At 62.1% G+C, this 22,935-nt stretch carries 22 protein-coding genes; 4 read left to right on the top strand and 18 right to left on the bottom strand.

Annotated features, from left to right (window positions below):
• Nucleotides 1–39 precede the first annotated feature (39 nt).
• Complete coding sequence (locus J9893_RS06790) at nucleotides 40–297, top strand: accessory factor UbiK family protein (protein ID WP_041212039.1); 258 nt, start codon at nucleotides 40–42, stop codon at nucleotides 295–297.
• A gap of 139 nt (nucleotides 298–436) precedes the next feature.
• Here J9893_RS06790 and fre read toward each other — a convergent pair whose 3' ends face one another.
• The 5 genes from fre to trxA form a co-directional block, all read right to left on the bottom strand.
• Nucleotides 437–1,135 carry an NAD(P)H-flavin reductase gene (gene fre, locus J9893_RS06785; protein WP_010672373.1) on the bottom strand — a complete coding sequence of 233 codons (699 nt, stop codon included), beginning with the start codon at nucleotides 1,133–1,135 and terminating at the stop codon, nucleotides 437–439.
• 155 nt (nucleotides 1,136–1,290) lie between these two features.
• Complete coding sequence (gene ubiD, locus J9893_RS06780) at nucleotides 1,291–2,760, bottom strand: 4-hydroxy-3-polyprenylbenzoate decarboxylase (RefSeq protein ID WP_010672372.1); 1,470 nt, start codon at nucleotides 2,758–2,760, stop codon at nucleotides 1,291–1,293.
• A 33-nt stretch (nucleotides 2,761–2,793) separates the two neighbouring features.
• A complete protein-coding gene (locus J9893_RS06775; RefSeq protein WP_143238243.1) occupies nucleotides 2,794–3,801 on the bottom strand; it encodes a hypothetical protein in 1,008 nt (335 codons plus the stop codon).
• 106 nt (nucleotides 3,802–3,907) lie between these two features.
• A complete protein-coding gene (gene rho / locus J9893_RS06770) occupies nucleotides 3,908–5,173 on the bottom strand; it encodes a transcription termination factor Rho (RefSeq protein WP_010672370.1) in 1,266 nt (421 codons plus the stop codon).
• Nucleotides 5,174–5,380: 207 nt separating this feature from the next.
• The gene (gene trxA, locus J9893_RS06765) at nucleotides 5,381–5,707 is read right to left on the bottom strand and encodes a thioredoxin TrxA (RefSeq protein WP_010672369.1); all 327 of its coding nucleotides are present in this window, start codon (nucleotides 5,705–5,707) and stop codon (nucleotides 5,381–5,383) included.
• Between the two features lie 113 nt (nucleotides 5,708–5,820).
• On the opposite strand from trxA, the gene rhlB reads away from it, so the two are divergent.
• The 3 genes from rhlB to J9893_RS06750 are packed head-to-tail and all read left to right on the top strand — an operon-like array spanning nucleotide 5,821 to nucleotide 8,887.
• On the top strand, nucleotides 5,821–7,110 hold the full coding sequence (gene rhlB / locus J9893_RS06760; RefSeq protein ID WP_049636361.1) for an ATP-dependent RNA helicase RhlB: 1,290 nt from the start codon (nucleotides 5,821–5,823) through the stop codon (nucleotides 7,108–7,110).
• A 13-nt stretch (nucleotides 7,111–7,123) separates the two neighbouring features.
• The gene (gene gppA / locus J9893_RS06755; protein WP_010672367.1) at nucleotides 7,124–8,614 is read left to right on the top strand and encodes a guanosine-5'-triphosphate,3'-diphosphate diphosphatase; all 1,491 of its coding nucleotides are present in this window, start codon (nucleotides 7,124–7,126) and stop codon (nucleotides 8,612–8,614) included.
• A gap of 12 nt (nucleotides 8,615–8,626) precedes the next feature.
• A complete protein-coding gene (locus tag J9893_RS06750) occupies nucleotides 8,627–8,887 on the top strand; it encodes a Rho-binding antiterminator (RefSeq protein ID WP_041214156.1) in 261 nt (86 codons plus the stop codon).
• Nucleotides 8,888–8,957: 70 nt separating this feature from the next.
• Here J9893_RS06750 and J9893_RS06745 read toward each other — a convergent pair whose 3' ends face one another.
• From J9893_RS06745 to J9893_RS06685, 13 genes are all read right to left on the bottom strand, one after another.
• Nucleotides 8,958–9,707 carry a class I SAM-dependent methyltransferase gene (locus J9893_RS06745; RefSeq protein ID WP_143238430.1) on the bottom strand — a complete coding sequence of 250 codons (750 nt, stop codon included), beginning with the start codon at nucleotides 9,705–9,707 and terminating at the stop codon, nucleotides 8,958–8,960.
• 60 nt (nucleotides 9,708–9,767) lie between these two features.
• Nucleotides 9,768–12,335 carry a GGDEF domain-containing phosphodiesterase gene (locus J9893_RS06740; RefSeq protein ID WP_143238245.1) on the bottom strand — a complete coding sequence of 856 codons (2,568 nt, stop codon included), beginning with the start codon at nucleotides 12,333–12,335 and terminating at the stop codon, nucleotides 9,768–9,770.
• A 234-nt stretch (nucleotides 12,336–12,569) separates the two neighbouring features.
• Nucleotides 12,570–14,612: an oligopeptidase A gene (gene prlC, locus J9893_RS06735; RefSeq protein WP_042879059.1), complete on the bottom strand. Its 2,043-nt coding sequence runs from the start codon at nucleotides 14,610–14,612 to the stop codon at nucleotides 12,570–12,572.
• A gap of 221 nt (nucleotides 14,613–14,833) precedes the next feature.
• Entirely contained in the window at nucleotides 14,834–15,853 is a 1,020-nt protein-coding gene (gene hemB / locus J9893_RS06730; RefSeq protein WP_039041081.1) for a porphobilinogen synthase, read from the bottom strand.
• A 3-nt stretch (nucleotides 15,854–15,856) separates the two neighbouring features.
• The gene (locus J9893_RS06725) at nucleotides 15,857–16,642 is read right to left on the bottom strand and encodes a TatD family hydrolase (RefSeq protein WP_109111985.1); all 786 of its coding nucleotides are present in this window, start codon (nucleotides 16,640–16,642) and stop codon (nucleotides 15,857–15,859) included.
• 111 nt (nucleotides 16,643–16,753) lie between these two features.
• Nucleotides 16,754–17,506: a twin-arginine translocase subunit TatC gene (tatC, locus tag J9893_RS06720; RefSeq protein WP_010672360.1), complete on the bottom strand. Its 753-nt coding sequence runs from the start codon at nucleotides 17,504–17,506 to the stop codon at nucleotides 16,754–16,756.
• On the bottom strand, nucleotides 17,503–17,958 hold the full coding sequence (tatB, locus tag J9893_RS06715; protein WP_048209343.1) for a Sec-independent protein translocase protein TatB: 456 nt from the start codon (nucleotides 17,956–17,958) through the stop codon (nucleotides 17,503–17,505). The genes tatC and tatB overlap by 4 nt, the downstream gene beginning before the upstream one ends.
• A 3-nt stretch (nucleotides 17,959–17,961) precedes the next feature.
• Complete coding sequence (gene tatA / locus J9893_RS06710) at nucleotides 17,962–18,210, bottom strand: Sec-independent protein translocase subunit TatA (protein WP_010672358.1); 249 nt, start codon at nucleotides 18,208–18,210, stop codon at nucleotides 17,962–17,964.
• 39 nt (nucleotides 18,211–18,249) lie between these two features.
• The gene (ubiB, locus tag J9893_RS06705) at nucleotides 18,250–19,890 is read right to left on the bottom strand and encodes a ubiquinone biosynthesis regulatory protein kinase UbiB (RefSeq protein ID WP_010672357.1); all 1,641 of its coding nucleotides are present in this window, start codon (nucleotides 19,888–19,890) and stop codon (nucleotides 18,250–18,252) included.
• Nucleotides 19,890–20,498, bottom strand: a complete 609-nt coding sequence (locus tag J9893_RS06700; protein ID WP_109111984.1) for an SCP2 sterol-binding domain-containing protein — start codon at nucleotides 20,496–20,498, stop codon at nucleotides 19,890–19,892. The genes ubiB and J9893_RS06700 overlap by 1 nt, the downstream gene beginning before the upstream one ends.
• A gap of 8 nt (nucleotides 20,499–20,506) precedes the next feature.
• Nucleotides 20,507–21,259 (bottom strand): bifunctional demethylmenaquinone methyltransferase/2-methoxy-6-polyprenyl-1,4-benzoquinol methylase UbiE, encoded by a 753-nt coding sequence (gene ubiE / locus J9893_RS06695; protein ID WP_039041078.1) that lies wholly within the window; start codon nucleotides 21,257–21,259, stop codon nucleotides 20,507–20,509.
• 65 nt (nucleotides 21,260–21,324) lie between these two features.
• Nucleotides 21,325–21,702 (bottom strand): fluoride efflux transporter CrcB, encoded by a 378-nt coding sequence (gene crcB, locus J9893_RS06690; RefSeq protein WP_010672354.1) that lies wholly within the window; start codon nucleotides 21,700–21,702, stop codon nucleotides 21,325–21,327.
• A gap of 87 nt (nucleotides 21,703–21,789) precedes the next feature.
• The coding region (locus J9893_RS06685) for a cytosine deaminase (RefSeq protein WP_210621912.1) at nucleotides 21,790–22,935 on the bottom strand (1,146 nt) is incomplete at its 5' end.

The raw sequence follows: 22,935 nt of genomic DNA, 5'->3' as shown, positions 1-22,935 counted from the left end.
TTTGTCGGTAGAATGGCGCCATTGCTTAAGGAGACCCCCATGATCGACCCGAAAAAACTGGAAGAGATCGCCAAACAGATACACAACGCCCTGCCCCCCGGCATTCGCAGCATGGGTGAAGAGGTGGAGAAAAAGACCCGTCAGGTCTTGCAGGCTCAGCTCAACAAGCTGGATCTGGTGAGCCGCGAGGAGTTCGACGTGCAGACCAAGGTGCTGCTGCGCACCCGGGAGAAGCTGACCGCCCTCGAGACCAAGCTGGCCCAGCTCGAGCAGCAGCTTGCTGCCAAGGGCGAATGATCCGGCGTGACCCGCCGTAGATAGCACAAACCCCAGCCAGGCTGGGGTTTGTCGTTTTTATGGGGACAACGAGTTTCTCATCCCCCCTTCTCTCGCAAGACGATAAGGGGGCAGATCGACGCTCTGCGGTTGGCCGTGGTCAGATAAACTCGTAGGCATCGCCGAAGATGCGCTCGGGCTCGGCGCCCAGCACCTTGAACTCTTCCCGCGCGGCACCGGCCATCTCGAAGCGGCCCGCCACATAGATGTCGTAGTCATGCAGGCTGACGAAGTCATCCATGATGGCCTTGTGCACCAGCCCGGTCCTGCCGGTCCAGTCGCTCTCGGGCTCCTGCACCACGGGAATGAAGGTCAGCGGCGCGTAGTCGCGCTCCCACTGCTGCATCTGCTCCAGCTCGTAGAGCCAGTGCGCCTGGCGTACCCCCCAGTAGAGGAACACCGGACGCTTGCTGCCGCTGCCGATCAGGTATTCCAGGATGGCGCGGGCATAGGAGAAGCCGGTGCCTCCCGCCATCAGGATCAGCGGTCGGGGGGATTCGTCGCGCAGGAACGCCTTGCCGGCGGCCAGCTCGACCTCGATCTCTCCCTGCTCGCGCATGCGGGCCAGCACCTGACCGGCATAGGCATTCTCGGGAGTGGCACCGATCTGCAGCTCCAGCACGCCGGAGCGGGTCGGCGAGTTGGCGATGGAGAAGGGGCGCTTGTCCGAATCGCTCATCACCACCAGCAGATACTGGCCCGGCTTGAAGCTCACCTCCTGCTGCGGCGCCAGCGCCACGTGCCAGATGGTGTCGACATATTCGCGCAGTTCCTCTACGCGGCACTTGATACGTTGCATTCTTGTCCTTGTGAGGGGCCTGCCCGGCCCGCTTCGCTCATGGTTTCACTGTTTTTATGGCGACCAGTTGGTGGTCAGGTCCGTCGAGCATACCCAATTCGGCACGGCAATACCGCACTTTTGCGTCACAATGGTCGCGCCGCATCGGGGATCCCTCAGTCGAGGATCTTCAGCTCGTCCCAGATGGCATCGATCTTCTGCTTTACCGCCTCGTCCTGGACGATGGGCTGACCCCACTCCCGGTTGCTCTCCCCCGGCCACTTGTTGGTGGCATCCAGCCCCATCTTGGAGCCGAGCCCGGAGACCGGCGAGGCGAAGTCCAGGTAGTCGATGGGGGTGTGCTCGATCAGGGTGGTGTCCCGAGCCGGGTCCATCCGGGTGGTGATGGCCCAGATCACGTCCTTCCAGTCGCGGGCGTTGATGTCGTCATCGCAGACGATCACGAACTTGGTGTACATGAACTGGCGCAGGAAGGACCAGACTCCCAGCATCACCCGCTTGGCGTGGCCAGGGTAACGCTTCTTGATGGTCACCACCGCCATCCGGTAGGAGCACCCCTCCGGCGGCAGGTAGAAATCCACTATCTCGGGAAACTGCTTCTGCAACAGCGGCACGAACACCTCGTTGAGCGCCACCCCGAGCACCGCCGGCTCATCGGGCGGACGGCCGGTGTAGGTGCTGTGGTAGATGGCATCCCGGCGCATGGTCATGTGGGTGATGGTGAAGACCGGGAACTCGTCCACTTCGTTGTAGTAGCCGGTGTGATCGCCGTAAGGCCCTTCGGGGGCCATCTCCCCCGGCTCCAGATAGCCTTCCAGCACGATCTCGGCGCTGGCGGGCACTTCCAGATCGCAGCTCAGCGCCTTCACCACCTCGGTACGGCTGCCCCGCAGCAGACCGGCAAAGGCGTATTCGGAGAGACTATCCGGCACCGGCGTCACCGCGCCCAGGATGGTCGCCGGATCGGCGCCCAGCGCCACCGCCACCGGGAAGCGTTCGCCCGGGTGGGCCTCCTGCCACTCGCGAAAATCGATGGCGCCACCCCGGTGATCCAGCCAGCGCATGATCAGCTTGTTCTTGCCGATCTTTTGCTGGCGATAGATGCCGAGGTTCTGTCGCTTCTTGTAGGGACCGCGGGTGATGGTCAGCCCCCAGGTGACCAGGGGCGCCACATCCCCGGGCCAGCAGTGCTGGATGGGGATCTGATCCAGATCCACCGCGTCCCCTTCCAGCACCACCTGCTGACAGGGGGCCGAAGAGAGCCGCTTGGTCGGCATGTTGAGCACCTGCTTGAAGATGGGCAGCTTCTCCATCAGCTCCTTGAGCCCGCGAGGCGGCTCCGGCTCTTTCAGGTAGGAGAGCCAGGTCCCCACCTGGCGCAGGGCGCTGACGTTGGGCTGGCCCATGCCCATGGCAACCCGGTCCGGTGTGCCGAACAGGTTGGTCAACACCGGCATGGTGTAGCCCTTGGGATTCTCAAACAGCAGGGCCGGGCCCCCCGCACGCAGGGTACGGTCGCTGATCTCGGTCATCTCCAGATAGGGGTCTATCTCGCGACTGATGCGCCTGAGCTGTCCGTTTTGTTCCAACTGCGCGATAAAATCACGCAAGTCCTTGTATTTCATGCAAGTACCCCAGCGGGATCAGGTGGTCCCGCATTATAACCCTGGCGGCGTATCCGGTGTACCCGTATCGGACCTCATGACGGACGAGGCGTGTCGCCGCTCCTGAAGCGTCAGCCGGTTTGCCAATTGACCCAGGAGCCTGGGCTCGTCCATCTGCAACAACAGGCCGGCCACCAGCCCGCCATACTGGTGCTTGCCGAGTTCGGCCAGGAGGTACTGCTGGGCCCCGTCCGGCAAGGGGGAGAGGCGGCTGAGCTGGTGCAGGGCGGGGACCATCAGGCGGCTGTTCTGGCTGGCGGCGATCAGCAGATCGCTCGCCTCCTGCCCTGAATAAAAGCGGGAAATGGTGTGTAGCGCAGTCAGGCTGTCGTGATCCACTGGCTGACGCCACAGCTTGAGGTAGAGTGCCGTCTCCCCGGTCTGTTCGATGAAGTGCAGCAGCAACTGGTTGTCCGGCAGGAAGAGATTGAGGGCGGCAAGCCGCTGCGCCTCCCGGCGCAGCACGGATACCGGCTGCCGATCGAGCACCGCCAGCAGGGCCTGCTGCTGCTGTGTCAGCTCGGGATTGCGGCTGTAGTAGACCTGCTTGAAGTCGAAGCGATCCTGCTCCAGCAACTGGCGATAGTTGTCCTGCCAGGCCAGCTGCTGCCAGTGGCTCAGCACCAGCCGGGCCTCGGCGGGGAAGTCGTAGGCGGGTAGCTGCACCAGGAAACCATCCACCTTCCCTTCCACCAGCCATTTTGGCGCCTTTGCCGCTTGTGCCCGCACCCAGGCCAGCAGCGCCGGGCTCGGTGCGCCCGATGACTTGAGCTCACCCAGCAACTGAAACAACAGGAACTCCCGCTGCCCCACCGACAGGGTCTCGAGCAACGAGTCCATGGCATCAAACTGCCCGAGCGCCATGCGGCCGTCCAGGTACGCCCGATGCCCCTCCAGTCCCTCGTCCGCCACCAGGGGAGCCTGCAATTGCGGCGGGGAATCGGCATGCACCGGGGCCGCCAGCCACAACCAACCCATCCATATGAACAACACCAGCTTCATGACGTCCCTTTCCTTGTGACATCGAGGCTTCATACTACTAAGCCAGCCGTGAAATAGATAAACAAAAACCGCGACCTGGGCCGCGGTTTTGTCATTGAAGAGGCTGTTACTTCTGTTGACGCTTCATGGAGTCGAAGAACTCGTCGTTGGTCTTGGTCGCAGCCAGCTTGTCGATGAGGAACTCGATGCTGTCGATCTCGCCCATGGGGTGAATGATCTTGCGCAGGATCCACATCTTCTGCAGCTCGTCCGGTGCGGTCAGCAGCTCTTCCTTGCGGGTGCCGGAGCGGGTGATATCGATGGCCGGGTAGACGCGCTTCTCGGCAATCTTGCGCGAGAGGTGCAGTTCCATGTTGCCGGTACCCTTGAACTCTTCGTAGATGACTTCATCCATCTTGGAGCCGGTATCGATCAGCGCGGTGGCGATGATGGTCAGGCTGCCGCCCTCTTCGACGTTGCGCGCCGCACCGAAGAAACGCTTCGGACGGTGCAGGGCGTTGGCGTCCACACCACCGGTCAGCACCTTGCCGGAAGACGGGATGACGGTGTTGTAGGCGCGAGCCAGACGGGTGATGGAGTCCAGCAGGATCACCACGTCCTTCTTGTGCTCGACCAGACGCTTGGCCTTCTCGATCACCATTTCGGCGACCTGGACGTGACGGGAGGCCGGCTCGTCGAAGGTGGAGGCGATGACTTCGCCCTTAACCATGCGCTGCATCTCGGTCACTTCTTCCGGACGCTCGTCAATCAGCAGCACGATCAGCTCACAATCCGGGTGGTTGTAGGCGATGCTCTGGGCGATGTTCTGCAGCAGCATGGTCTTACCGGCCTTAGGCGGCGCAACGATGAGACCGCGCTGGCCCTTGCCGATCGGGGATGCCAGATCCAGTACACGGGCGGTGATGTCTTCGGTGGAACCGTTGCCACGCTCCATGCGCAGACGCTCGTTGGCGTGCAGGGGAGTGAGGTTTTCAAACAGGATCTTGTTGCGGGAGTTTTCCGGACGGTCGTAGTTGACGTCGTTGACCTTGAGCAGGGCGAAATAGCGTTCGCCCTCTTTCGGCGGCCGGATCTTGCCGGAAATGGTATCGCCGGTACGCAGGTTGAAGCGGCGGATCTGGCTCGGGGAGACATAGATGTCATCCGGACCAGCGAGATAAGAGCCGTCTGCACTGCGCAGGAAACCGAAACCGTCGGTCAGGATTTCCAGCACACCGTCGCCAAAGATATCCTCACCGCCCTTGGCGTGCGCCTTGAGGATTGCAAAGATAATGTCTTTCTTGTGCGCCCGAGCCAGATTTTCCAACCCCATGGATTCGCCAAGCTGGACCAGCTCGGACACAGGAGTGTTCTTAAGTTCAGTCAGATTCATAGTGGTGAAAGTCTGTAAGCAAGGATTGAAATGAGGAGACAGTCTGCTGGATTGATGCTGATCGGATTTGACTTGCCAGGCTGGTAGTTAAGCAAAGAGTCAGGCAAAAAGGTTAGCAAACGAGCGATAAACTAGCACCAATCAGGGTGAGCGTCTAGGTGATAAAACACAAGGAGCGCATTATTGCAATGCGCTCCTTCTTGATTATTACAGGTTGCCGTCCAGGAACTCTTTCAGTTGGGTCTTGGACAGGGCGCCGACCTTGGTCGCTGCCACTTCACCATTCTTGAACAGCAGCAGGGTCGGGATACCACGAATGCCGTACTTGGGCGGAGTGTCGGCGTTATGATCGATGTTCAATTTCGCCACGGTCACGCGACCTTCATATTCCTGAGCAACTTCGTTCAGGATCGGGGCAATCATCTTGCACGGTCCACACCATTCGGCCCAGAAATCGACCAGAACAGGGCTGTCGGCGTTGATTACATCGGCCTCGAAGCTGGCATCGCTCAGCTGAACAATCTTGTCACTCATCTCCAACTCCAGTCAGTAATTAAGGCTTTATTGATGGTTCAACAAAGGCAATAGTTGCCCTATTTGAAATGATCCTGTTTATTATTGCAAGCCTAACCTGATAACCTACCGCCATGAGCAAAACACATCTAACGACCGAAAAATTCGCCCAAATGGGCCTCGAACCCGAAGTTCTGGCTGGTCTGGAATCAAAGGGATTTCACTATTGTACGCCCATCCAGGCACTGTCCCTGCCCCTGCTGGTTGAAGGTCATGACCTTGCCGGTCAGGCTCAGACGGGGACCGGCAAAACCCTGGCTTTCCTGGCGGCGACATTCAACTATTTGCTGACCCATCCGCTGACCAGGCCGCGCCTCATCAACCAGCCCCGCGCCATCATCATGGCCCCGACCCGGGAGCTGGCCGTCCAGATCTATAACGATGCAGAGAGCATGTCCGCCTCCACCGGGCTCAAGCTCGGTCTCGCCTATGGTGGCGAAGGCTACGACAAGCAGCTGGCCGTGCTGGAACAGGGCGTCGACATCCTTATCGGCACCACGGGTCGCATCATCGACTACTTCAAGTCCAAGGTCATCGATCTCGGCAACATCCAGGTCGTGGTACTGGACGAAGCGGATCGCATGTTCGATCTGGGCTTCATCAAGGACATCCGTTTCCTGTTCCGCCGCATGCCCCCCGCCACCGAGCGTCTGAGCATGCTGTTCTCCGCCACCCTCTCCCTGCGGGTGCAGGAGCTGGCCTATGAACACATGAACCACCCGGAACATGTACAGGTCGAACCGGAACAGATGACCGGCGTGCGGATCAAGGAGGAGCTCTTCTACCCCTCCAACGAAGACAAGATGTTGCTGCTGCTCTCCCTGATGGAAGAGGAGTGGCCCGAGAAAGCCATCGTCTTCGCCAACACCAAGCACGTCTGTGAAGACGTTCACGCCTGGCTGGAGAACGACGGCCACCGCGTCGGCCTGCTGACCGGCGACGTGCCGCAGAAGAAGCGGATGAAGATCCTGGAAGAGTTCACCAAGGGTACCCTGGATATCCTGGTCGCCACCGACGTGGCCGCCCGTGGTCTGCACATCCCCGACGTGACCCACGTCTTCAACTACGACCTGCCCGACGATGCCGAAGACTATGTCCACCGCATCGGTCGTACCGGCCGCGCCGGCAGAAGCGGTCACTCCATCAGCCTGGCCTGTGAAGACTATGCCTTCAACCTGCCGGCCATCGAGGAGTACATCCACCACCCCATCCCGGTCAGCAAGTATGACCGCGAGGCGCTGCTGGATGACGTCACCGCACCAAAACGGGTGTTCCGCAACCGCCAGCCGGTGAACCGCAACATGCGGGATCGCCAGGGCGGTGGCAACAGCAACAACCGTCGTCGCCCCCCCCGCAAGAACTGAGGGATCGGCCAAGTTGCACAACTCGCCTCTCTATGCCGCCATCGACCTCGGCTCCAACAGCTTTCACATGCTGGTGGTGCGCGAGGTCGCCGGTGCCCTGCGCACCGTCACCAAGGTCAAGCGCAAGGTACGCCTCGCCGCCGGCCTCGATGCCGATTTTCGCCTCAACCGTGCCGCCATGGAGCGGGGCTGGGATTGTCTGCGCCTCTTCTCCGAGCAGTTGCAGGACATCCCGTCCGACAACATCCGGGTAGTGGGCACTGCCACCCTGCGCCTGGCCACCAACGTCGACGAATTCATCAGCGAAGCGGAACGGGTGCTCAACCACAGCATCGAGATCATCTCGGGCGAGGAAGAAGCCAAGACCATCTATGAAGGTGTCTCTTGGACGTCGGCAGGGGAAGGCAACCGGCTGGTGATCGACATCGGCGGGGCCAGCACCGAGCTGGTGATCGGCGAGCAGAGCGAAGCCAAGCTGCTCAACAGCCTGCACATGGGCTGCGTCACCTGGCTCAACAACCACTTCGGTGATGGCGAGCTCTCCGAGACGCGCTTCAACCAGGCCATTGCCGCCGCCAAGGCGGTACTGGAGAAAGTGGCTGCGGACTACCGTGTCCTCGGCTGGCGCACCTGCGTCGGCGCCTCCGGCACCGTCCAGGCGCTGCAGGAGATCATGCTGGCCCAGGGCAAGAGCGAGCGGGTCACCCTGCCCAAGTTGCAAGAGCTGATGGGTCAGGCCATCGCCTGCGGCAGACTCGATAAGTTGCAGCTCGAAGGGCTGGCGGCCGAACGGCTGACCGTGTTCCCCTCCGGTCTCGCCATCCTGATCGCCATCTTCGAGACCCTCGACATCGAGAGCATGACCCTGGCGGGCGGTGCACTGCGTGAAGGGCTCATCTACGGCCTGCTCGGCAACAATCACGACTGTGATGCCCGGGATCGCACCGCCGACAGCCTGATCAGCCGCTACCAGCTCGACAAGGAGCACGCCGAGCGGGTCCGCGACACCGCCATCGAGGCGTTCACCCAGTTGCAGCCTGCCTGGCGCCTCTCCAAGCGCTACGGTCGCCCGATCCTGCGCTACGCAGCCCTGCTGCACGAAATCGGTCTGTGCATCGAGTACAAGAAGGCGCCGCAGCACGCCGCCTACATCATCGACAACATCGACATGCCTGGCTTCACCCCCGCGCAGAAGAAGCTGCTGTCGGCCCTGCTGTTCAACCAGCGGGATGAATTCAAGCTGGAGCCGCTGGAGAAACAGGGCGCCGTCACCGGTCGCCAGGCAATCCGGTTGGCCCGCATCCTGCGCATCTCCCTCATCCTCTGCATGCGCCGGACCCAGGGCACTGTGCCCAGGTTCATGCTGCAAGCCGATGAAGATGCCCTGACCCTGACCCTGCCCAAGGGGTGGCTGGACGAGCACTACCTACGCGCCAGCGAGCTTCGCCTCGAGGTGGAGCGCCAGCAGAAGATGGGCTGGTCCACCCGGCTGCTGGAAGCCTGAGCCGCACACCCCATGGCCGATTACCAACCCGTCAGCTGTGACCTGTACGACTGGCTGGAGATCGCCGCCAGCTGGCAGCTGCCCGTCACGATCACCGACCGGGATGGACGAACCTGGGCGGACAGGATCCGCACCATAGAAGCCAGCGACGGAGTCGAATATCTGCTGCTGGAGCGCGCTGAGCGCCTCAGCCTGGCGGACCTGGCGACCCTGGAACTCGTCTGGCAAGGGGAAGAAAAGCGGATCCACTTCGCCCCACCCCGCAGCCAATGAATAGCAAGAGGGCCAACCTGATCAGGTTGGCCCTCTTCGTTTGACGCTCAGACTCCCTGCCAGTCGCCACTCAACTCGCCAGCGCCGCCATCACATAGACGTCGAAGCGGTTGCTCTTGGTCTCGATGGCCATGCTGGGCTTGTGCTCGTTGAGCCAGCCCGCATAGTCGGGCCGCTTCACCACCACCCGCTTGTCAGCCATCCTGAGCGCCGCCGGCAGCAGGGCATCCGCGTCGAGATCCGCCCCCACCAGGGACTGGAACACCCGCATCTCTTTTTTCACCAGCGCCGACTTCTGCTTGTGGGGGAACATGGGGTCCAGGTAGATGACCTCCGGCCGCTCGGTCAGCGCCAGCAGGGTTTCCACCGCCGGGCCTTGCAGCAGTTGCATCCGCTCGCGCACCCAGGGGCCTATCTCGGGATCCTGCCCCGCTCGGGTCAGACCGTCCTGGAGCAGGGCCGCCACCACGGGGCTGCGTTCGATCAGGGTCACCTTGCAGCCGAGGGTGGCGAGCACGAAGGCATCGCGCCCGAGCCCGGCGGTGGCATCCACCACGGTCGGCATGGCTCCCGACTTCAATCCCACCGCCTTGGCGATGGACTGGCCGCGCCCGCCACCGAACTTGCGCCTATGGGCCACCGCCCCTTCCACGAAGTCCACATAGACGGCCCCCAGCTTGGGTTCGTCCAGCTTGCGCAGCTCCAACCGCAATTCGGTCAGCACCAGGGCGAAAGGAGCGGGAAACGCCACGTCGGCAAGGCGCTGGCGCAGGGCGTCGAGCTCGCCATCGCGGGCGGGCACTTCACTGAAAACCTGAATATGGGGCATAACATGGACTCATCACGGCGCAGAAGCCGGCATGATAGCAGAAGCGGGGGGTCAGCTCACCGTGGTCAGATTCGCCAGGTTCATTCCCTGACGGTTGAGACTCAGGTACTCGGTCAGATCGTCGAAGGGCAGCGGGCGGCTGAGCAGATACCCCTGGGTGAAGGCGCACCCCTTCTGGCAGAGGAAGTTGAGCTGCTCCCGGGTCTCCACCCCTTCGATCACCACCTGCATGCCGAGGTTGTGCACGATGTTGATGATGCCGTCGAGCAGCAGGCGGTCCTGCTCGTTGAAGGGAATATGGCGCACGAAGGAGCGATCGATCTTCACCAGATCCACCGGGAAGGTACGCAGGTAGTTCAGTGCTGAGTAGCCGGTGCCGAAGTCGTCGATGGCCAGCTTGCAGCCCGCCTCGCGCAGAGCATCGATCCGCACCCTGTGCTGATCGCTGGTCTCCATCAGCAGGGACTCGGTGATCTCGATGATGATGTCCGCCGGATCCAGCTCGAAGTGGCGGATCACCCTGAGCCACTCGTTGGCCTCCGGGTCTATGGTCTGGAACTCCAGGGTGGAGCGGTTGATGGACATCTGCAGATCCGGGAAGCCGGACTGCTGCAATCTGGCCAGATCCCGGCAAGACTGCCACAGCACCAGGGCACCCAGCCCCTGGATGAGCCCCGCCTCTTCCGCCAGCGGGATGAAATCCGCCGGTGAGACCTGACCCCAGTGGGGGTGATACCAGCGCACCAGGGCCTCCAGCTTGGCGACCCGGCCGCTGCGGTTGTCCCAGATGGGCTGGTAGGCCATGGTCAGCTGGCCCAGCTTGATGGCCTCCGCCAGATCGTGCTGCATCTGGTGGCGCTGGCTCACCTCTTCCCGCATGGAGGCGTTGTAGGTGCCGAGGGAACGTCCCTGGCGCTTGGCGACGAACAGGGCCTGCTCGGCATTGCGCAAGAGCTCGTCGCTGTCGCCGCCGTCATTGGGACAGAGGGTGATCCCCAGGGTGGCGGTCACATAGAGGTGCTGGTTGGCCAACATGAAGGGACGGGCAAAGCCGCCGATCACCTGCTTGGCAAATACCTCGGCCTGACGGCGGTTGACGATGCCGGGCACCAGGAAGGCAAACTCGTCGCCGCCGATGCGGGCCACCAGGTCCTCGGTGCGTACCCGGCTCACCAGCCGATCCGATACCTCCCGCAGCAGGGCGTCGCCCACATGGTGATCCATGCTGTTGTTGACCGCCTTGAAGTTGTTGAGGTCGAGCACCATGAGGGCGAAGCGCTCCCCCCGCTCGCAGAAGCGGGCCAGGCAGCGACCGAACAGCCAGCGGTTGGGCAGGCCGGTGAGGTTGTCGTAGTTGGCCTGGGCGGCGATCTTCTGCTCCGCCAGCTTGGTCTGGGAAAGATCGCTGAAGATGGCGATGTACTGACTGATCTTGCCCCCTTCCCGCACGGCGCTGATCATCAGCTGCTGGGGATAGAGCTTGCCGTTCTTGCGCTTGTTCCATACCTCCCCACGCCAGATCCCCACCCGCTCCAGAGCGTGGTACATGTCCGCATAGAAGGTCTGATCGTGCAGTCCGGACTTGAGCATGCTGGGCCGCTGGCCACGCGCCTCCTCCTCGCTGTAACCGGTGATCTTCTCGAAGGCCGGATTGACCGAGATGATGCGACTGTCGGCATCGCACACCAGAATGGCTTCGGAGAGGTTGTCATAGACCCGGTGGGAGAGCTTGAGCTGCTCCGCATGGCGCCTGATGGGATCGATGTTCTCCAGCACCACCATGAGATAGTCGGGGTACATCTGCTCGTTGCGGATCAGGGTCACCGTCACCCGTCCCCACAGGACGGTCCCATCCCGATGGAGATAACGCTTCTCCTGGGTAAACGCGGGACGCTCTCCCCGCTTGAGGGCGTCGTAGAGCGCAATGCTGGTCTGCCAGTCGTCCGGATGGTTGATTTCGGCGACGGTGAGCTGTTGCAGCTCCTCCTGGCTGTAGCCGAGCATCTTCTCGATGGCCGGGTTCGCCCAGAGGATCTTGCCGCCCAGATCCACCTTGCCGATGCCCACGGGCGCATGGGACATCATGGTGTCCAGGAAGTGGTGATGTTCCGGTTGCGCCGGCGGCTCCTGGCTCTGGCGCTGCTGATACATCAGTGCCAGTTCACGACCGGCGAGCGGGGCCAGCAGACGCAGCAGGCCCACTATCTTCTCCATTCTCGGCATGGCCCGCTTGAACATGACGCTGCACAGGCCGATGGTCTCTCCCTCGGCGTTCTTGAGCGCGACGCCGGCATAGGCTCTCACCTCGCAGCGCTCCAGCACGGCGGCGTGGGGGAACAGCTGGCGGGTGCGATCACTGAACCAGGCTTCACCCTGCTGCATGGCGATCTCCCCCGGAGTGTCGGCGAGGGGGAAGCTGTAGGCGTTGATGTCGAGGGAGGCGGGATAGGCGGCATGCACGGTAAAGAACAGACCCGCCTGATCCTTGCCGGACACCAGGACGAAGTCAGCCCCCACCGCATTGGCGATTTCACTCACAAAGGCATCAAAATATCCCTGACCACTCGAATGAGACAGGCTGGAGATGATTTGATAGACAGACTCGAGTGCTCGCCTCATGGCAAGGTTCTTTCTCTCCCTGGAAGGTAGAACCCGACTCTACTGAAGAGGCGGGGACAGTGCAAACATGCACTCCGCAAGATATTAAAAAGGCTTGGAAAAAGGGACCAAAAGGTCCCTTTTTCTATCAAAAATCACGTTTCGATCCCACTATGCCGCAAATGTGTACCTGCTTGAAGCTCCCGCAGTGGCGCGGCAGCTCATCCAATCGAGGCTCACTGTGGCGGCGGGACCTCACGCGGCGATACCGCTGTGACGCAGCAGCGCATCCACCTGGGGCTCCCGGCCACGGAAGGCACGGAACAGCTCCATCGGCTCCCTGGAGCCGCCCTTTTCCAGAATGTTCTTCAGGAAGGAGTGGCCCGTGGCCGGGTTGAAGATCCCCTCCTCCTCGAAGCGGGAGAAGGCGTCGGCAGAGAGTACCTCGGCCCACTTGTAGCTGTAGTAGCCCGCCGCATAGCCGCCCGCGAAGATGTGGGAGAAGCTGTGCTGGAAGCGGTTGAACGCCGGAGGCGTCATCACGGCGACCTGGCTGCGCACCTCAGCCAGCAGCGCAGGGATCTGATCCGCTCTGGCCGGGTCAAAGGTCTGGTGCAGACGGAAGTCGAACAGGGCGAACTCCAGCTGGCGCAGCATCTGCATCGCCGCCTGGAAGTTGCGGGCGGTCAGCATCTTCTCCAGCAGATCGGCGGGCAGCGGCTCCCCGGTCTCGTAATGGCCGGAGATGAAGGCCAGCGCTTCGGATTCCCAGCACCAGTTCTCGAGGAACTGGCTCGGCAGCTCCACCGCATCCCAGGCCACGCCGTTGATGCCGGCCACGCCGGCCACATCGATGCGGGTCAGCATGTGGTGAATGCCGTGGCCGAACTCGTGGAACAGGGTGACCACTTCGTTGTGGGTGAACAGGGCCGGTTTGCCATCCACCGGGCCGTTGAAGTTGCAGGTCAGATAGGCCACCGGCTTTTGCAGGGAGCCGTCCTGACGGTAGCGGCGACCCAGGCAGACATCCATCCAGGCGCCGCCCTGCTTGTGCTCGCGGGCATAGAGATCCAGGTAGAAGCTGCCGCGCAGCTCGTCATCGGCGTCAAAGATGTCGTAGAAGCGCACGTCCGGGTGCCAGGTGTCGATGCCGAGACGCTCGCGCACCTTCATGCCGAACACCCGCTTGACCACCTCGAACAGCCCCTTCACGACCCGACCGGCGGGGAAATAAGGACGCAACTGCTCATCAGAGACCGAAAACTTGTGCTGTTTGAGCTTTTCTGCGTAATAGGCAAGATCCCAGGCCGCCAGTTCGTCCTGACCGTGCTGCTCGGCGGCAAAGGCGCGGATCTCCTCCAGCTCCGCCTTGCCTTGGGGCAGAGACTTGGCAGCCAGGTCGGTGAGGAAGTCCACCACCTGCTCCGGCTTGTCCGCCATCTTGGTCGCGAGGGAGAGCTCGGCATAGTTGGCAAAGCCCAGCAGTCGGGCCAGCTCCCGGCGCAGGGTGAGCAACTCGGTCATGATGGCGGAGTTGTCCCACTTGCCGGCGTTGGGGCCCTGGTCGGAGGCGCGGGTGGTGAAGGCCTCATACAGCTCGGCACGCAGGGCGCGGCTGTCGGCGTACATCATCACCGGCAGGTAGGAGGGGATGTCCAGGGTGAACAGCCACCCCTCCTTGCCCTTGAGTTCGGCCATCTGGCGCGCGGCAGCCTGGGCGCTCGCGGGCAGACCGGCCAGCTCGGCCTCGTCGGTCACCAGCTTGTGCCAGCCCTGGGTCGCGTCCAGCACGTTGTTGCTGAAACGGGAGGCGAGCTCCGAGAGGCGGGCCTGGATCTCGCCGTAACGCTGCTGCGCCTCGGCAGGCAGACCGATGCCGGAGAGGCGGAAATCGCGCAGGGTGTTCAGGATCTCCTTGCGCTGGGCATCATCCAGCCGGGGGAAATCATCGCTCTCGGAGAGGGCCAGATAGGCTTGATAGAGCCCTTCATGCTGACCGACATAGGTCTGGAATTCGGACAGCAGCGGCAGGCAGGCATCGTGAGCCGCCCGCAGCGCCTCGCTGTTCTGCACGGCGTTGAGGTGGCTGATGGGGGACCAGATCCGGGAGAGGCGGTCGTTGACCTCTTCCAGCGGGGCGATCAGGCTGTCCCAGGTGTGAGGCTCCTTCTGGGCCAGCACGTCCTCAATCTTCTGTTTGCAATCGGCGATGGCCTGCGTCACGGCAGGTTGCACCTGATCGGGCTGGATCTGGCTGAAGGGAGGCAGCGAGTCCATTGTCAGCAAAGGGTTAGTCATCTGCGGTACCTCTAAATGCTCTGCAGCCCCTGCCGTCCAGAAGCCTGCTTGGACCATCTAAGATGTAGGCAGAAACCCCATTTATCAAGCCTTTGCCGCCAAGAGACGGGCATGTTGCCCACTTTTTCAGGCATTTTGTTCATAAAACCAGCATTCCATCTGCCAGAGACGACAATGCCGGCCCGAGGGCCGGCATTGTGAGGGAATGGACACTCCCCGCCTCAGCGTCGGGCGTCCTCTTTCAACCACTGGGCGACCCGCTTGGCGAAGTAGGTGAGGATGCCATCGGCCCCGGCCCGCTTGAAGCAGAGCAGGGATTCCATCACGCACTCCTTCTCCTTGAGCCAGCCGTTCTGGATCGCCGCCATGTGCATGGCGTACTCGCCGCTCACCTGATAGGCGAAGGTCGGCACGCCGAACTGATCCTTCACCCGGCGGATGATGTCCAGGTAGGGCATGCCCGGCTTGACCATCACGCTGTCCGCCCCTTCGGCGATGTCGAGGGCCACTTCGTGCAGGGCTTCGTTGCCGTTGGCCGGATCCATCTGGTAGGTGGCCTTGTTGCTCTTGCCGAGGTTGGCGGCGGAGCCCACCGCATCGCGGAACGGGCCGTAGTAGTGGGAGGCGTACTTGGCGGAGTAGGCCATGATCTGCACGTTGACGAAGCCATTCTCCTCCAGCGCGGCGCGGATGGCACCAATGCGGCCGTCCATCATGTCGGACGGGGCTACCATGTCGGCCCCGGCGGCGGCATGGGAGAGCGCCTGCTTCACCAGGATCTCGGTGGTGATGTCGTTCTGCACATAGCCTTCGTCATCAATGATGCCGTCCTGGCCATGGGTGGTGAAGGGGTCGAGCGCCACATCGGTGATAACCCCGAGCTCCGGGAAGCGAGCCTTGAGGGCACGGGTCGCCCGCTGGGCCAGGGCATCCGGGTTGTAGGCCTCTTCCGCCATCAGACTCTTTCTCTCCAGCGGCGTCACCGGGAACAGGGCCACCGCCGGCACACCCAGGGCCACCAGTTCGGCGGCCTCTTCGAGCAGCAGATCGATGGAGAGTCTGTCCACCCCCGGCATGGAGGCAACGGCCTCTCGCTGACCCTCCCCCTCCAGCACGAACACGGGATAGATGAGATCGTCGACGGTCAGTACGTTCTCGCGCACCAGGCGGCGGCTGAAGTCATGTTTGCGCACCCGGCGCAGGCGACGGCCCGGGAAGGCCCCCGGAAGAGTTGTGGCCATGAATCACTCCAAAAGCGGAAGTTGGAAGAATGCGGCGGAGGTGGCCCGGGTATGGGCCAGCAAGGCCTCGGGCGCTTCACCACGGCAGGCCGCCACCACCTGGGCGATGTGCGGCAAAAAAGCGGGTTCGTTGCGTCTGGGCCTGGGTTTCAGATCCCGCGGCACCAGGTAGGGGGCGTCCGTCTCTATCATCAGGCGACCCGCCGGAATGCGGGCCACCTGCTCGCGCAGCAGCTGGCCACGGCGCTCGTCACAGAGCCAGCCGGTCACCCCGATATGCAACCCCAGCGCCAGGCACTCGTCCAGCTCGGCATCGGAGCCGGTGAAGCAGTGCAGCACGGCCCCCGGCAGGCGGGGCAACCAGGGGCGCAGGATCTCGACGAATTTGTCATGGGCATCGCGGCAGTGCAGAAACACCGGCATACCGAGCTCGGCGGCGAGCGCCAGCTGGGCGTCAAACACCGCGTCCTGCACCGGACGGGGGGAGAAGTCCCGGTTGTAGTCGAGACCGCACTCGCCGATGGCCACCACCTGGGGCAGGGCCGCCAGTTCGCGCAAGGCGGGCAGGGTCTCCTCATCGACGCTCTTGGCATCATGGGGATGCACCCCGGCGGTGGAGAAGCAGTAACCGGGCCAGCGGGCGGCCAATGCGGCGCTCTCGCGGCTGCCGGCCAGATCGGTGCCGGTCAGGATCAGAGCTTCCACCCCGGCGGCGCGCGCGCGTTCCACCAGGTCGGCCTGTTCGCCTGCGAACTGGCTGCTGGTCAGGTTCAAACCGATGTCGATCATGGAGTCAGGGGTTCCGGACAAACGAGGTGCATATCAGGTATTTGAAAACCAGCTACTCGATGGGGCCTTACCATACGCCTCGAACGGATGCATGAAAAGAGGAAGGGAGCCTCAGCTCCCCTCTTCCGTTTGTTGCTGCTCTTCGTCCTCTTTCTTCACGTAGAAGCGGGCGAAGAACAGACCTATCTCCCACAGGCCCCACATGGGGATCGCGAGCAGGGTCTGGGAGAAGACATCGGGCGGCGTCAGCAACATACCGACCACGAAGACCCCGACGATGACGTAAGGGCGCTTCTCCTTCAGGCTCCTGGGGGTGGTCACCCCGGTCCAGCAGAGCAGTATGGTGGCCACCGGGATCTCGAACGCCACCCCGAACGCGAAGAACAGGGTCAGTACGAAGTCCAGGTAGCTGGCGATGTCGGTCGCCACCGTCACCCCGGCGGGGGCGGTACTGGTGAAGAAGCCGAACACCAGGGGGAACACCACGTAGTAGGCGAACGCCATCCCCGCGTAGAACAGCACGGCGCTGGAGGCCACCAGAGGCAGGATCAGCCGCCGCTCGTGCTGGTACAGACCAGGGGCGATGAAGGCCCAGGCCTGGTAGAGCAGATAGGGGATCGCCACGAAGAAGGAGACCACCAGGGTCAGCTTGATGGGCGTGATGAAGGGCGTCGCCACATCCGTCGCTATCATGCTGGTGCCTGCCGGCAACTGGCTGAGCAGCGGCTGGGCCACGAAGTCGTAGATGTTGTTGGAGAAGTAGATCAGCGCGATGAACACCAGCAGGATGGCGGAGATGGCGCGCAGCAGACGGGTTCTCAGCTCTACCAGATGGCTGATGAGGGGTTGTTCTGCCTGACTCATGGCTTCACCTCCCCTTTGGCTGCGGACTCGCTGGCGGGCACAGGCTCGCTCTCTCGCTGGCTGTTGACCGGTGGCACCTCTGTGGTGGGCGCCGGGGCCGCCACCGGGGTGGCTGGCTCAGCCTGGGCGGGCTCCCGAGGCGGGCGAATCTCGTTCTCCCCCTGATAGGGACGATTCACCGACTGGGCGGCCGCTTTCAACTGCTCGATGGACTCCTGCAGCTCGGGGCTCAGGTTGTTCATCTGCAACCGTTCGGCCTTCTTCAGATCGTTGTGCAGATCCTGCAACTTGAGCTCCTGTTCCAGCTCGGCCTTGACCGAGTTGGCGGTGCTGCGGATCAGCCTTATCCAGTGGCTGGCGGTGCGGATCGCGACCGGCAACCGCTCGGGACCCAGCACCACCAGGGCGACGACGCCGATGACGACCAGTTCCCAAAAACCGATGTCGAACATGGCTTAGGCCTGATCTTTGTCTTTCTGCTTGGCGGCTTCGGCGTTGCTGGCCGTCTCGTTCAACTGCTTGGTCGGGAACTCGGCATCTTTCTGCTCGGGTTTGGTGTCGGCCGGCTCATCGGAGAGCGCCTTCTTGAACCCCTTGACCGCCGCGCCCAGATCGCCACCGATACCGCGCAATTTTTTGGTGCCAAACAACAGCACGACGATGACTGCGATGATCAACAACTGCCAAATACTGATACCACCCATGACTTTCTCTCCGGATAGGCGCCCGATGGCGCAGGTTATTTAATGGGAACGGGTTCGCAACCAACCCAGCAGCCAGCATAACCCGGCGCCGGCGAGGCTGATTTGTCCCCACTCAATGTGTTGTTTCTGGGTCAGCAAGAATACACCCGCGAGCAGCAGGCTGGCTCCAACCCCTAAGAGGTAGCGAGCCTGCCCCTGACGGCGACTGTGGCGACGGAAATCGGCAAACATCTGGTCGAAGTGGTGCTGCTGATGGCGGGCCTGACGCAGGGTCTCGTAGACCAGCTCCGGCAGCTCCGGCAGTTTCTCCGCCCAGAACGGCGCCTTCTCCTTGATGGCATTCCACACCGCCTTGGGGCCGACCTGCTCGTGCATCCAGTTTTCCAGATAGGGCTTGGCGGTCTGCCACAAATCCAGCTGGGGATAGAGCTGGCGACCCAGCCCTTCCACATAGAGCAGGGTCTTTTGCAGCAGCACCAGCTGCGGCTGCACCTGCATGTTGAATCGACGGGCGGTGTTGAACAGATTGAGCAGCACGTGGCCGAAGGAGATCTCGGAGAGCGGTTTCTCGAAGATGGGCTCCAGCACGGTGCGGATGGCGAACTCGAACTCGTCCACCTTGGTATCGGGTGGCACCCAGCCGGACTCCACGTGCAGCTCGGCCACACGGCGGTAGTCGCGGTTGAAGAAGGCGAGGAAGTTCTCCGCCAGGTAGCGCTTGTCTTCCCGGTTGAGGGTGCCGACGATGCCGCAGTCGATGCCGATCCAGAGCGGATTCTCGGGGTGTTCGAAAGAGACGAAGATGTTGCCCGGGTGCATGTCGGCGTGGAAGAAGCTGTCGCGGAACACCTGGGTGAAGAACACCTCCACTCCGCGCTCGGCCAGTAGCTTCATGTTGGTGCCGTTGGCTTCCAGCGCCGCAATGTCGGAGACCGGAATGCCGTAGATGCGCTCCATCACCAGTACCTGCTCACGGCAATGGTCCGTGAACACCTCGGGCACATAGAGCGCCTCGGAGCCGGTGAAGTTGCGGCGCAGCTGGATGGCGTTGGCCGCTTCGCGCATCAGGTTGAGCTCGTCGAGTATGGTCTTGCGATACTCCTCCACCACCTCGACGGGGCGCAGTCGGCCGCTCTGGGGCACGAAACGGGCCACCAGACGAGCCAGGGCCTGCATCAGGCGCAGGTCGGCCTCGATGACCGGCTCGATATCGGGACGGATCACCTTGATGACGATCTCGCGGCCGTTCTCCTTCAACCGGGCGGTGTGCACCTGGGCGATGGAGGCGGATGCCAGCGGCGTCTCGTCGAAGTCATCGAACAGAGTCTCGACGGGGCAACCCAGGCTCTCTTCTATCTGGCGACGGGCGGCCTGACCACAGAAGGGAGGCACCCTGTCCTGCAGCAGGGCCAGCTCTTCGGCAATGTCAGGGGGCAGCAGGTCTCGGCGGGTCGAGAGCATCTGGCCGAACTTGATGAAGATGGGACCAAGCGCCTCGAAGGCGAGGCGAATACGGGCGCCACGGCTCATGCCTTGTTGCTTGTTCTTGAGCCAGAACAGACTGCGACGGGCCAGACGGCCAGGCCAGGGCTGATAACGGGCGGGCACCAGCTCGTCGATGCCCTGTTCCAGCAGGATGCTGACGATGCGATAGAGGCGTTTGAACTCCTTCGGGGTCATCAGCTCACCTGCTGTTCGAGGCGGGCAAGCCGCAACTCGATCGCCTTCATCTGTTGGGCCAGCTCTTCGACATCGTCATTGAAGCTCGCCACTTCCAGCGGACCCGGGGCAAGCCTCGCCTCCTCGGTCAGATACTCGGCCACTTGACGCTGGGAACGGCACAACTCTCGCCCCACAAAACGGCGAGCCTGACGGGCACCACTGCACAGGGTGTGGGCCACCACATCGCCGGTGTAGCGGGACAGCTCCTCTTCCCAGTCGATATCGAGCTCGCCAAGCAGGGCGCTGAATGCCTGCACCAGCTGGGGGTCACCGCTCAGGTCCAGCTTCTCCTCGCGGATGTAGCGGGTCAGGGCGGAGGGATCCTTGAGCAGACCGAGGGCAGTCAGGGAGAGGCTCAGCACCGCATCCGCCTCCCCTTCAAACCTGGCCAGCACATCCAGACGGCGCTCCGAGAAGACAAACCAGAGCGGCTTGAGCTCGCGCAGCTCCAGTTTGAGTACCTTGCCCGTCAGCTTGCGCAACCGCTCCGGGCTCTGTTTGTCCAGGGCCAGCAACTGGTTGAGGCTGGTTTCGATCACCGCGGTGACCATGGCATCCATCGGCATAGGCGACCTTAAAACTTGTAACCGCGGTGCAGGGCGACCACGCCCTGGGTCAGGTTGTAAAACTCCACCTGTTCGAAACCGACATTCTCCATCATGCCTGCCAGGGTCTGCTGATCCGGGTGCATGCGGATGGATTCCGCCAGGTATTTGTAGCTTTCGCTGTCGTTTGCGACGATTTCGCCCATTTTCGGCAGCAATTTGAAGGAGTAGAGATCATACAGCTTGGCGATCACTTCGCTCACCGGTTTGGAGAACTCCAGCACCAGCAGGCGGCCACCCGGTTTGAGCACCCGGAACATGGAGGCGAGCGCCTTGTCCTTGTCGGTGACGTTGCGCAGGCCGAAGCCGATGGTGATGACGTCGAAGTGGTTGTCCGGGAACGGGAGCGCCTCGGCGTTGGCCTGCACGTAGGAGACGTTGTTGGCCACCCCCAGGTTGCGCAGTTTGTCGCGGCCCACTTTCAGCATGGAGTCGTTGATGTCTGCCAGGACCACCTGGCCGGTCTCACCCACGATGCGGGAGAACTTGGCGGTCAGATCCCCTGTGCCGCCAGCCAGATCCAGCACCTTCTGGCCCTTGCGGACGCCGGAGCAGTCGATGGTAAAGCGCTTCCAGAGGCGATGGATGCCGAACGACATCAGATCGTTCATCAGATCATACTTGGCCGCTACCGAATGAAAGACACCGGCGACCAGGGTTTCCTTCTCGGTCGCTGCCACGGTTTTATAGCCAAAATGCGTAGTAGTAGTCTGTTCCGACATCCCTCAAATACCCATAGAGCAAAGAATGGCCGCCAGTTTACCAGAGCCGATGGCGTGCGGACACCTCAAACCCGGCTTGCGACCAACTGCATCCCCAGCACGACCATGGCCAGACAGAGGAACAGATTGAGACCGATATTGAGCAGCGCCTTCAGATAGGCCCCTTGCTGGGCCAGCACGACCGTGTCGAGGGCAAAGGAGGAGAAGGTGGTCAGGGCACCGAGGATACCCACCATCAGCAATGGCTTCATCGGGTGTTCCACCACGTGACCATGGCTGATCAGGGCATAAGCAATCCCCATGATGAAGGAACCCACCACGTTGACCACCAGGGTGCCATAGGGAAAGTGGCGTCCCAGCAGCCAGGCCATCAGCTCGGCGATGCCAAAACGCAGGCAGGCACCGAAGGCGCCTCCGGCAGCGACAAATAACCAGGTTTGCATCAAGCAGTCTCCAAGATTGTCAGGTTGGCATTATGCAAAATGTCGGCAGCAGGGGACAGCCGGGCAATTAATCGACCCTGCTAGACCCTAGCGGCGAAAGTCTACCGATTCTGCATTCACAAGATGGAGGGTCGTCTCGGCCGGGCGAGTATCGGCGATGACTCTGCCATGGCGGATGGAATAACGCACCGGCACTTGGCGGCGCACCGCATCGAAACCATTCTCTGCAGGAAGGATCAGCAGGTTGGCGGGCTTGCCCACCTCGATGCCGTAGCGATCCTGCACGTTCAGGGTGCGGGCGCTGTGGCTGCCGATCAGCTTGAGGCTGTCGTTGATCTGCTCGTAGCCCATGATCTGGCAGACATGGAGCCCCATATGCAGCACCTGCAACATGTTGGCCGTGCCCATGGGATACCAGGGATCGAACACGTCGTCGTGGCCGAAGCAGACGTTGATGTTCGCCTCCAGCATCTCCTTCACCCGGGTGATCCCACGACGCTTGGGATAGCTGTCGAAGCGCCCCTGCAGGTGAATGTTCACCAGCGGATTGGCCACGAAGTTGATGTCCGCCATCCTGAGCAGCCGGAACAGCCGCGAGGCATAGGCTCCGTTGTAGGAGTGCATGGCGGTGGTGTGGCTGGCGGTCACCCTATGGCCAATACCGCGCTCGTAGGCCAGGGTTGCCAGCGTCTCGATAAAACGGGACTGTTCGTCATCGATTTCGTCGCAATGCACATCCACCAGAACCTGATACTTCTCCGCAAGATCGAAGACGTAGTGCAGACTTTCGACCCCGTACTCCCGAGTGAACTCGAAATGGGGGATGGCACCGATCACGTCGGCCCCCAGCTTGAGAGCCTCTTCCAGCAATGCCTTGCCGTTGGGGTAGGAGAGGATCCCCTCCTGTGGGAAGGCCACTATCTGCAGCTCCACCCACTCCTTCATCTCCTCCCGCACCTCCAGCATCGCCTTCAGAGCGACCAGATTGGGGTCGGAGACATCCACGTGGGTACGGACAAACTGGATGCCGTTGGCAATCTGCCATTTCAGTGTCTGGATGGCTCGCTGTTTCACATCCTCATGGGTCAGCAGCGCCTTGCGCTCGGCCCAGCGCTCGATCCCCTCGAACAGGGTACCGGAGAGGTTCCAACTCGGCTCGCCAGCCGTCTGGGTGGTATCGAGGTGAATGTGCGGTTCGATAAAGGGGGGGATGACAAGGCCTTGCTCACCATC

It is taken from the genome of Aeromonas sp. MaB10011B, from assembly GCF_017939325.1.
Taxonomy (GTDB): Bacteria; Pseudomonadota; Gammaproteobacteria; order Enterobacterales; family Aeromonadaceae; genus Aeromonas; species Aeromonas caviae.
This window is presented reverse-complemented; position numbering and strand designations above follow the sequence as displayed.

Excerpts from the sequence above, each read along its gene's own strand:
- ubiE (WP_039041078.1), bottom strand. The coding sequence starts at position 21,259 with ATGTCGGAACAGACTACTACTACGCATTTTGGCTATAAAACCGTGGCA.
- rho (WP_010672370.1), bottom strand. The coding sequence starts at position 5,173 with ATGAATCTGACTGAACTTAAGAACACTCCTGTGTCCGAGCTGGTCCAG.
- J9893_RS06725 (WP_109111985.1), bottom strand. The coding sequence starts at position 16,642 with ATGATCGACATCGGTTTGAACCTGACCAGCAGCCAGTTCGCAGGCGAA.
- hemB (WP_039041081.1), bottom strand. The coding sequence starts at position 15,853 with ATGGCCACAACTCTTCCGGGGGCCTTCCCGGGCCGTCGCCTGCGCCGG.
- J9893_RS06790 (WP_041212039.1), top strand. The coding sequence starts at position 40 with ATGATCGACCCGAAAAAACTGGAAGAGATCGCCAAACAGATACACAAC.
- ubiB (WP_010672357.1), bottom strand. The coding sequence starts at position 19,890 with ATGACCCCGAAGGAGTTCAAACGCCTCTATCGCATCGTCAGCATCCTG.
- tatB (WP_048209343.1), bottom strand. The coding sequence starts at position 17,958 with ATGTTCGACATCGGTTTTTGGGAACTGGTCGTCATCGGCGTCGTCGCC.
- trxA (WP_010672369.1), bottom strand. The coding sequence starts at position 5,707 with ATGAGTGACAAGATTGTTCAGCTGAGCGATGCCAGCTTCGAGGCCGAT.
- crcB (WP_010672354.1), bottom strand. The coding sequence starts at position 21,702 with ATGCAAACCTGGTTATTTGTCGCTGCCGGAGGCGCCTTCGGTGCCTGC.
- tatA (WP_010672358.1), bottom strand. The coding sequence starts at position 18,210 with ATGGGTGGTATCAGTATTTGGCAGTTGTTGATCATCGCAGTCATCGTC.
- J9893_RS06775 (WP_143238243.1), bottom strand. The coding sequence starts at position 3,801 with ATGAAGCTGGTGTTGTTCATATGGATGGGTTGGTTGTGGCTGGCGGCC.
- rhlB (WP_049636361.1), top strand. The coding sequence starts at position 5,821 with ATGAGCAAAACACATCTAACGACCGAAAAATTCGCCCAAATGGGCCTC.
- J9893_RS06700 (WP_109111984.1), bottom strand. The coding sequence starts at position 20,498 with ATGCCGATGGATGCCATGGTCACCGCGGTGATCGAAACCAGCCTCAAC.
- prlC (WP_042879059.1), bottom strand. The coding sequence starts at position 14,612 with ATGACTAACCCTTTGCTGACAATGGACTCGCTGCCTCCCTTCAGCCAG.
- fre (WP_010672373.1), bottom strand. The coding sequence starts at position 1,135 with ATGCAACGTATCAAGTGCCGCGTAGAGGAACTGCGCGAATATGTCGAC.
- J9893_RS06740 (WP_143238245.1), bottom strand. The coding sequence starts at position 12,335 with ATGAGGCGAGCACTCGAGTCTGTCTATCAAATCATCTCCAGCCTGTCT.
- ubiD (WP_010672372.1), bottom strand. The coding sequence starts at position 2,760 with ATGAAATACAAGGACTTGCGTGATTTTATCGCGCAGTTGGAACAAAAC.
- tatC (WP_010672360.1), bottom strand. The coding sequence starts at position 17,506 with ATGAGTCAGGCAGAACAACCCCTCATCAGCCATCTGGTAGAGCTGAGA.
- J9893_RS06750 (WP_041214156.1), top strand. The coding sequence starts at position 8,627 with ATGGCCGATTACCAACCCGTCAGCTGTGACCTGTACGACTGGCTGGAG.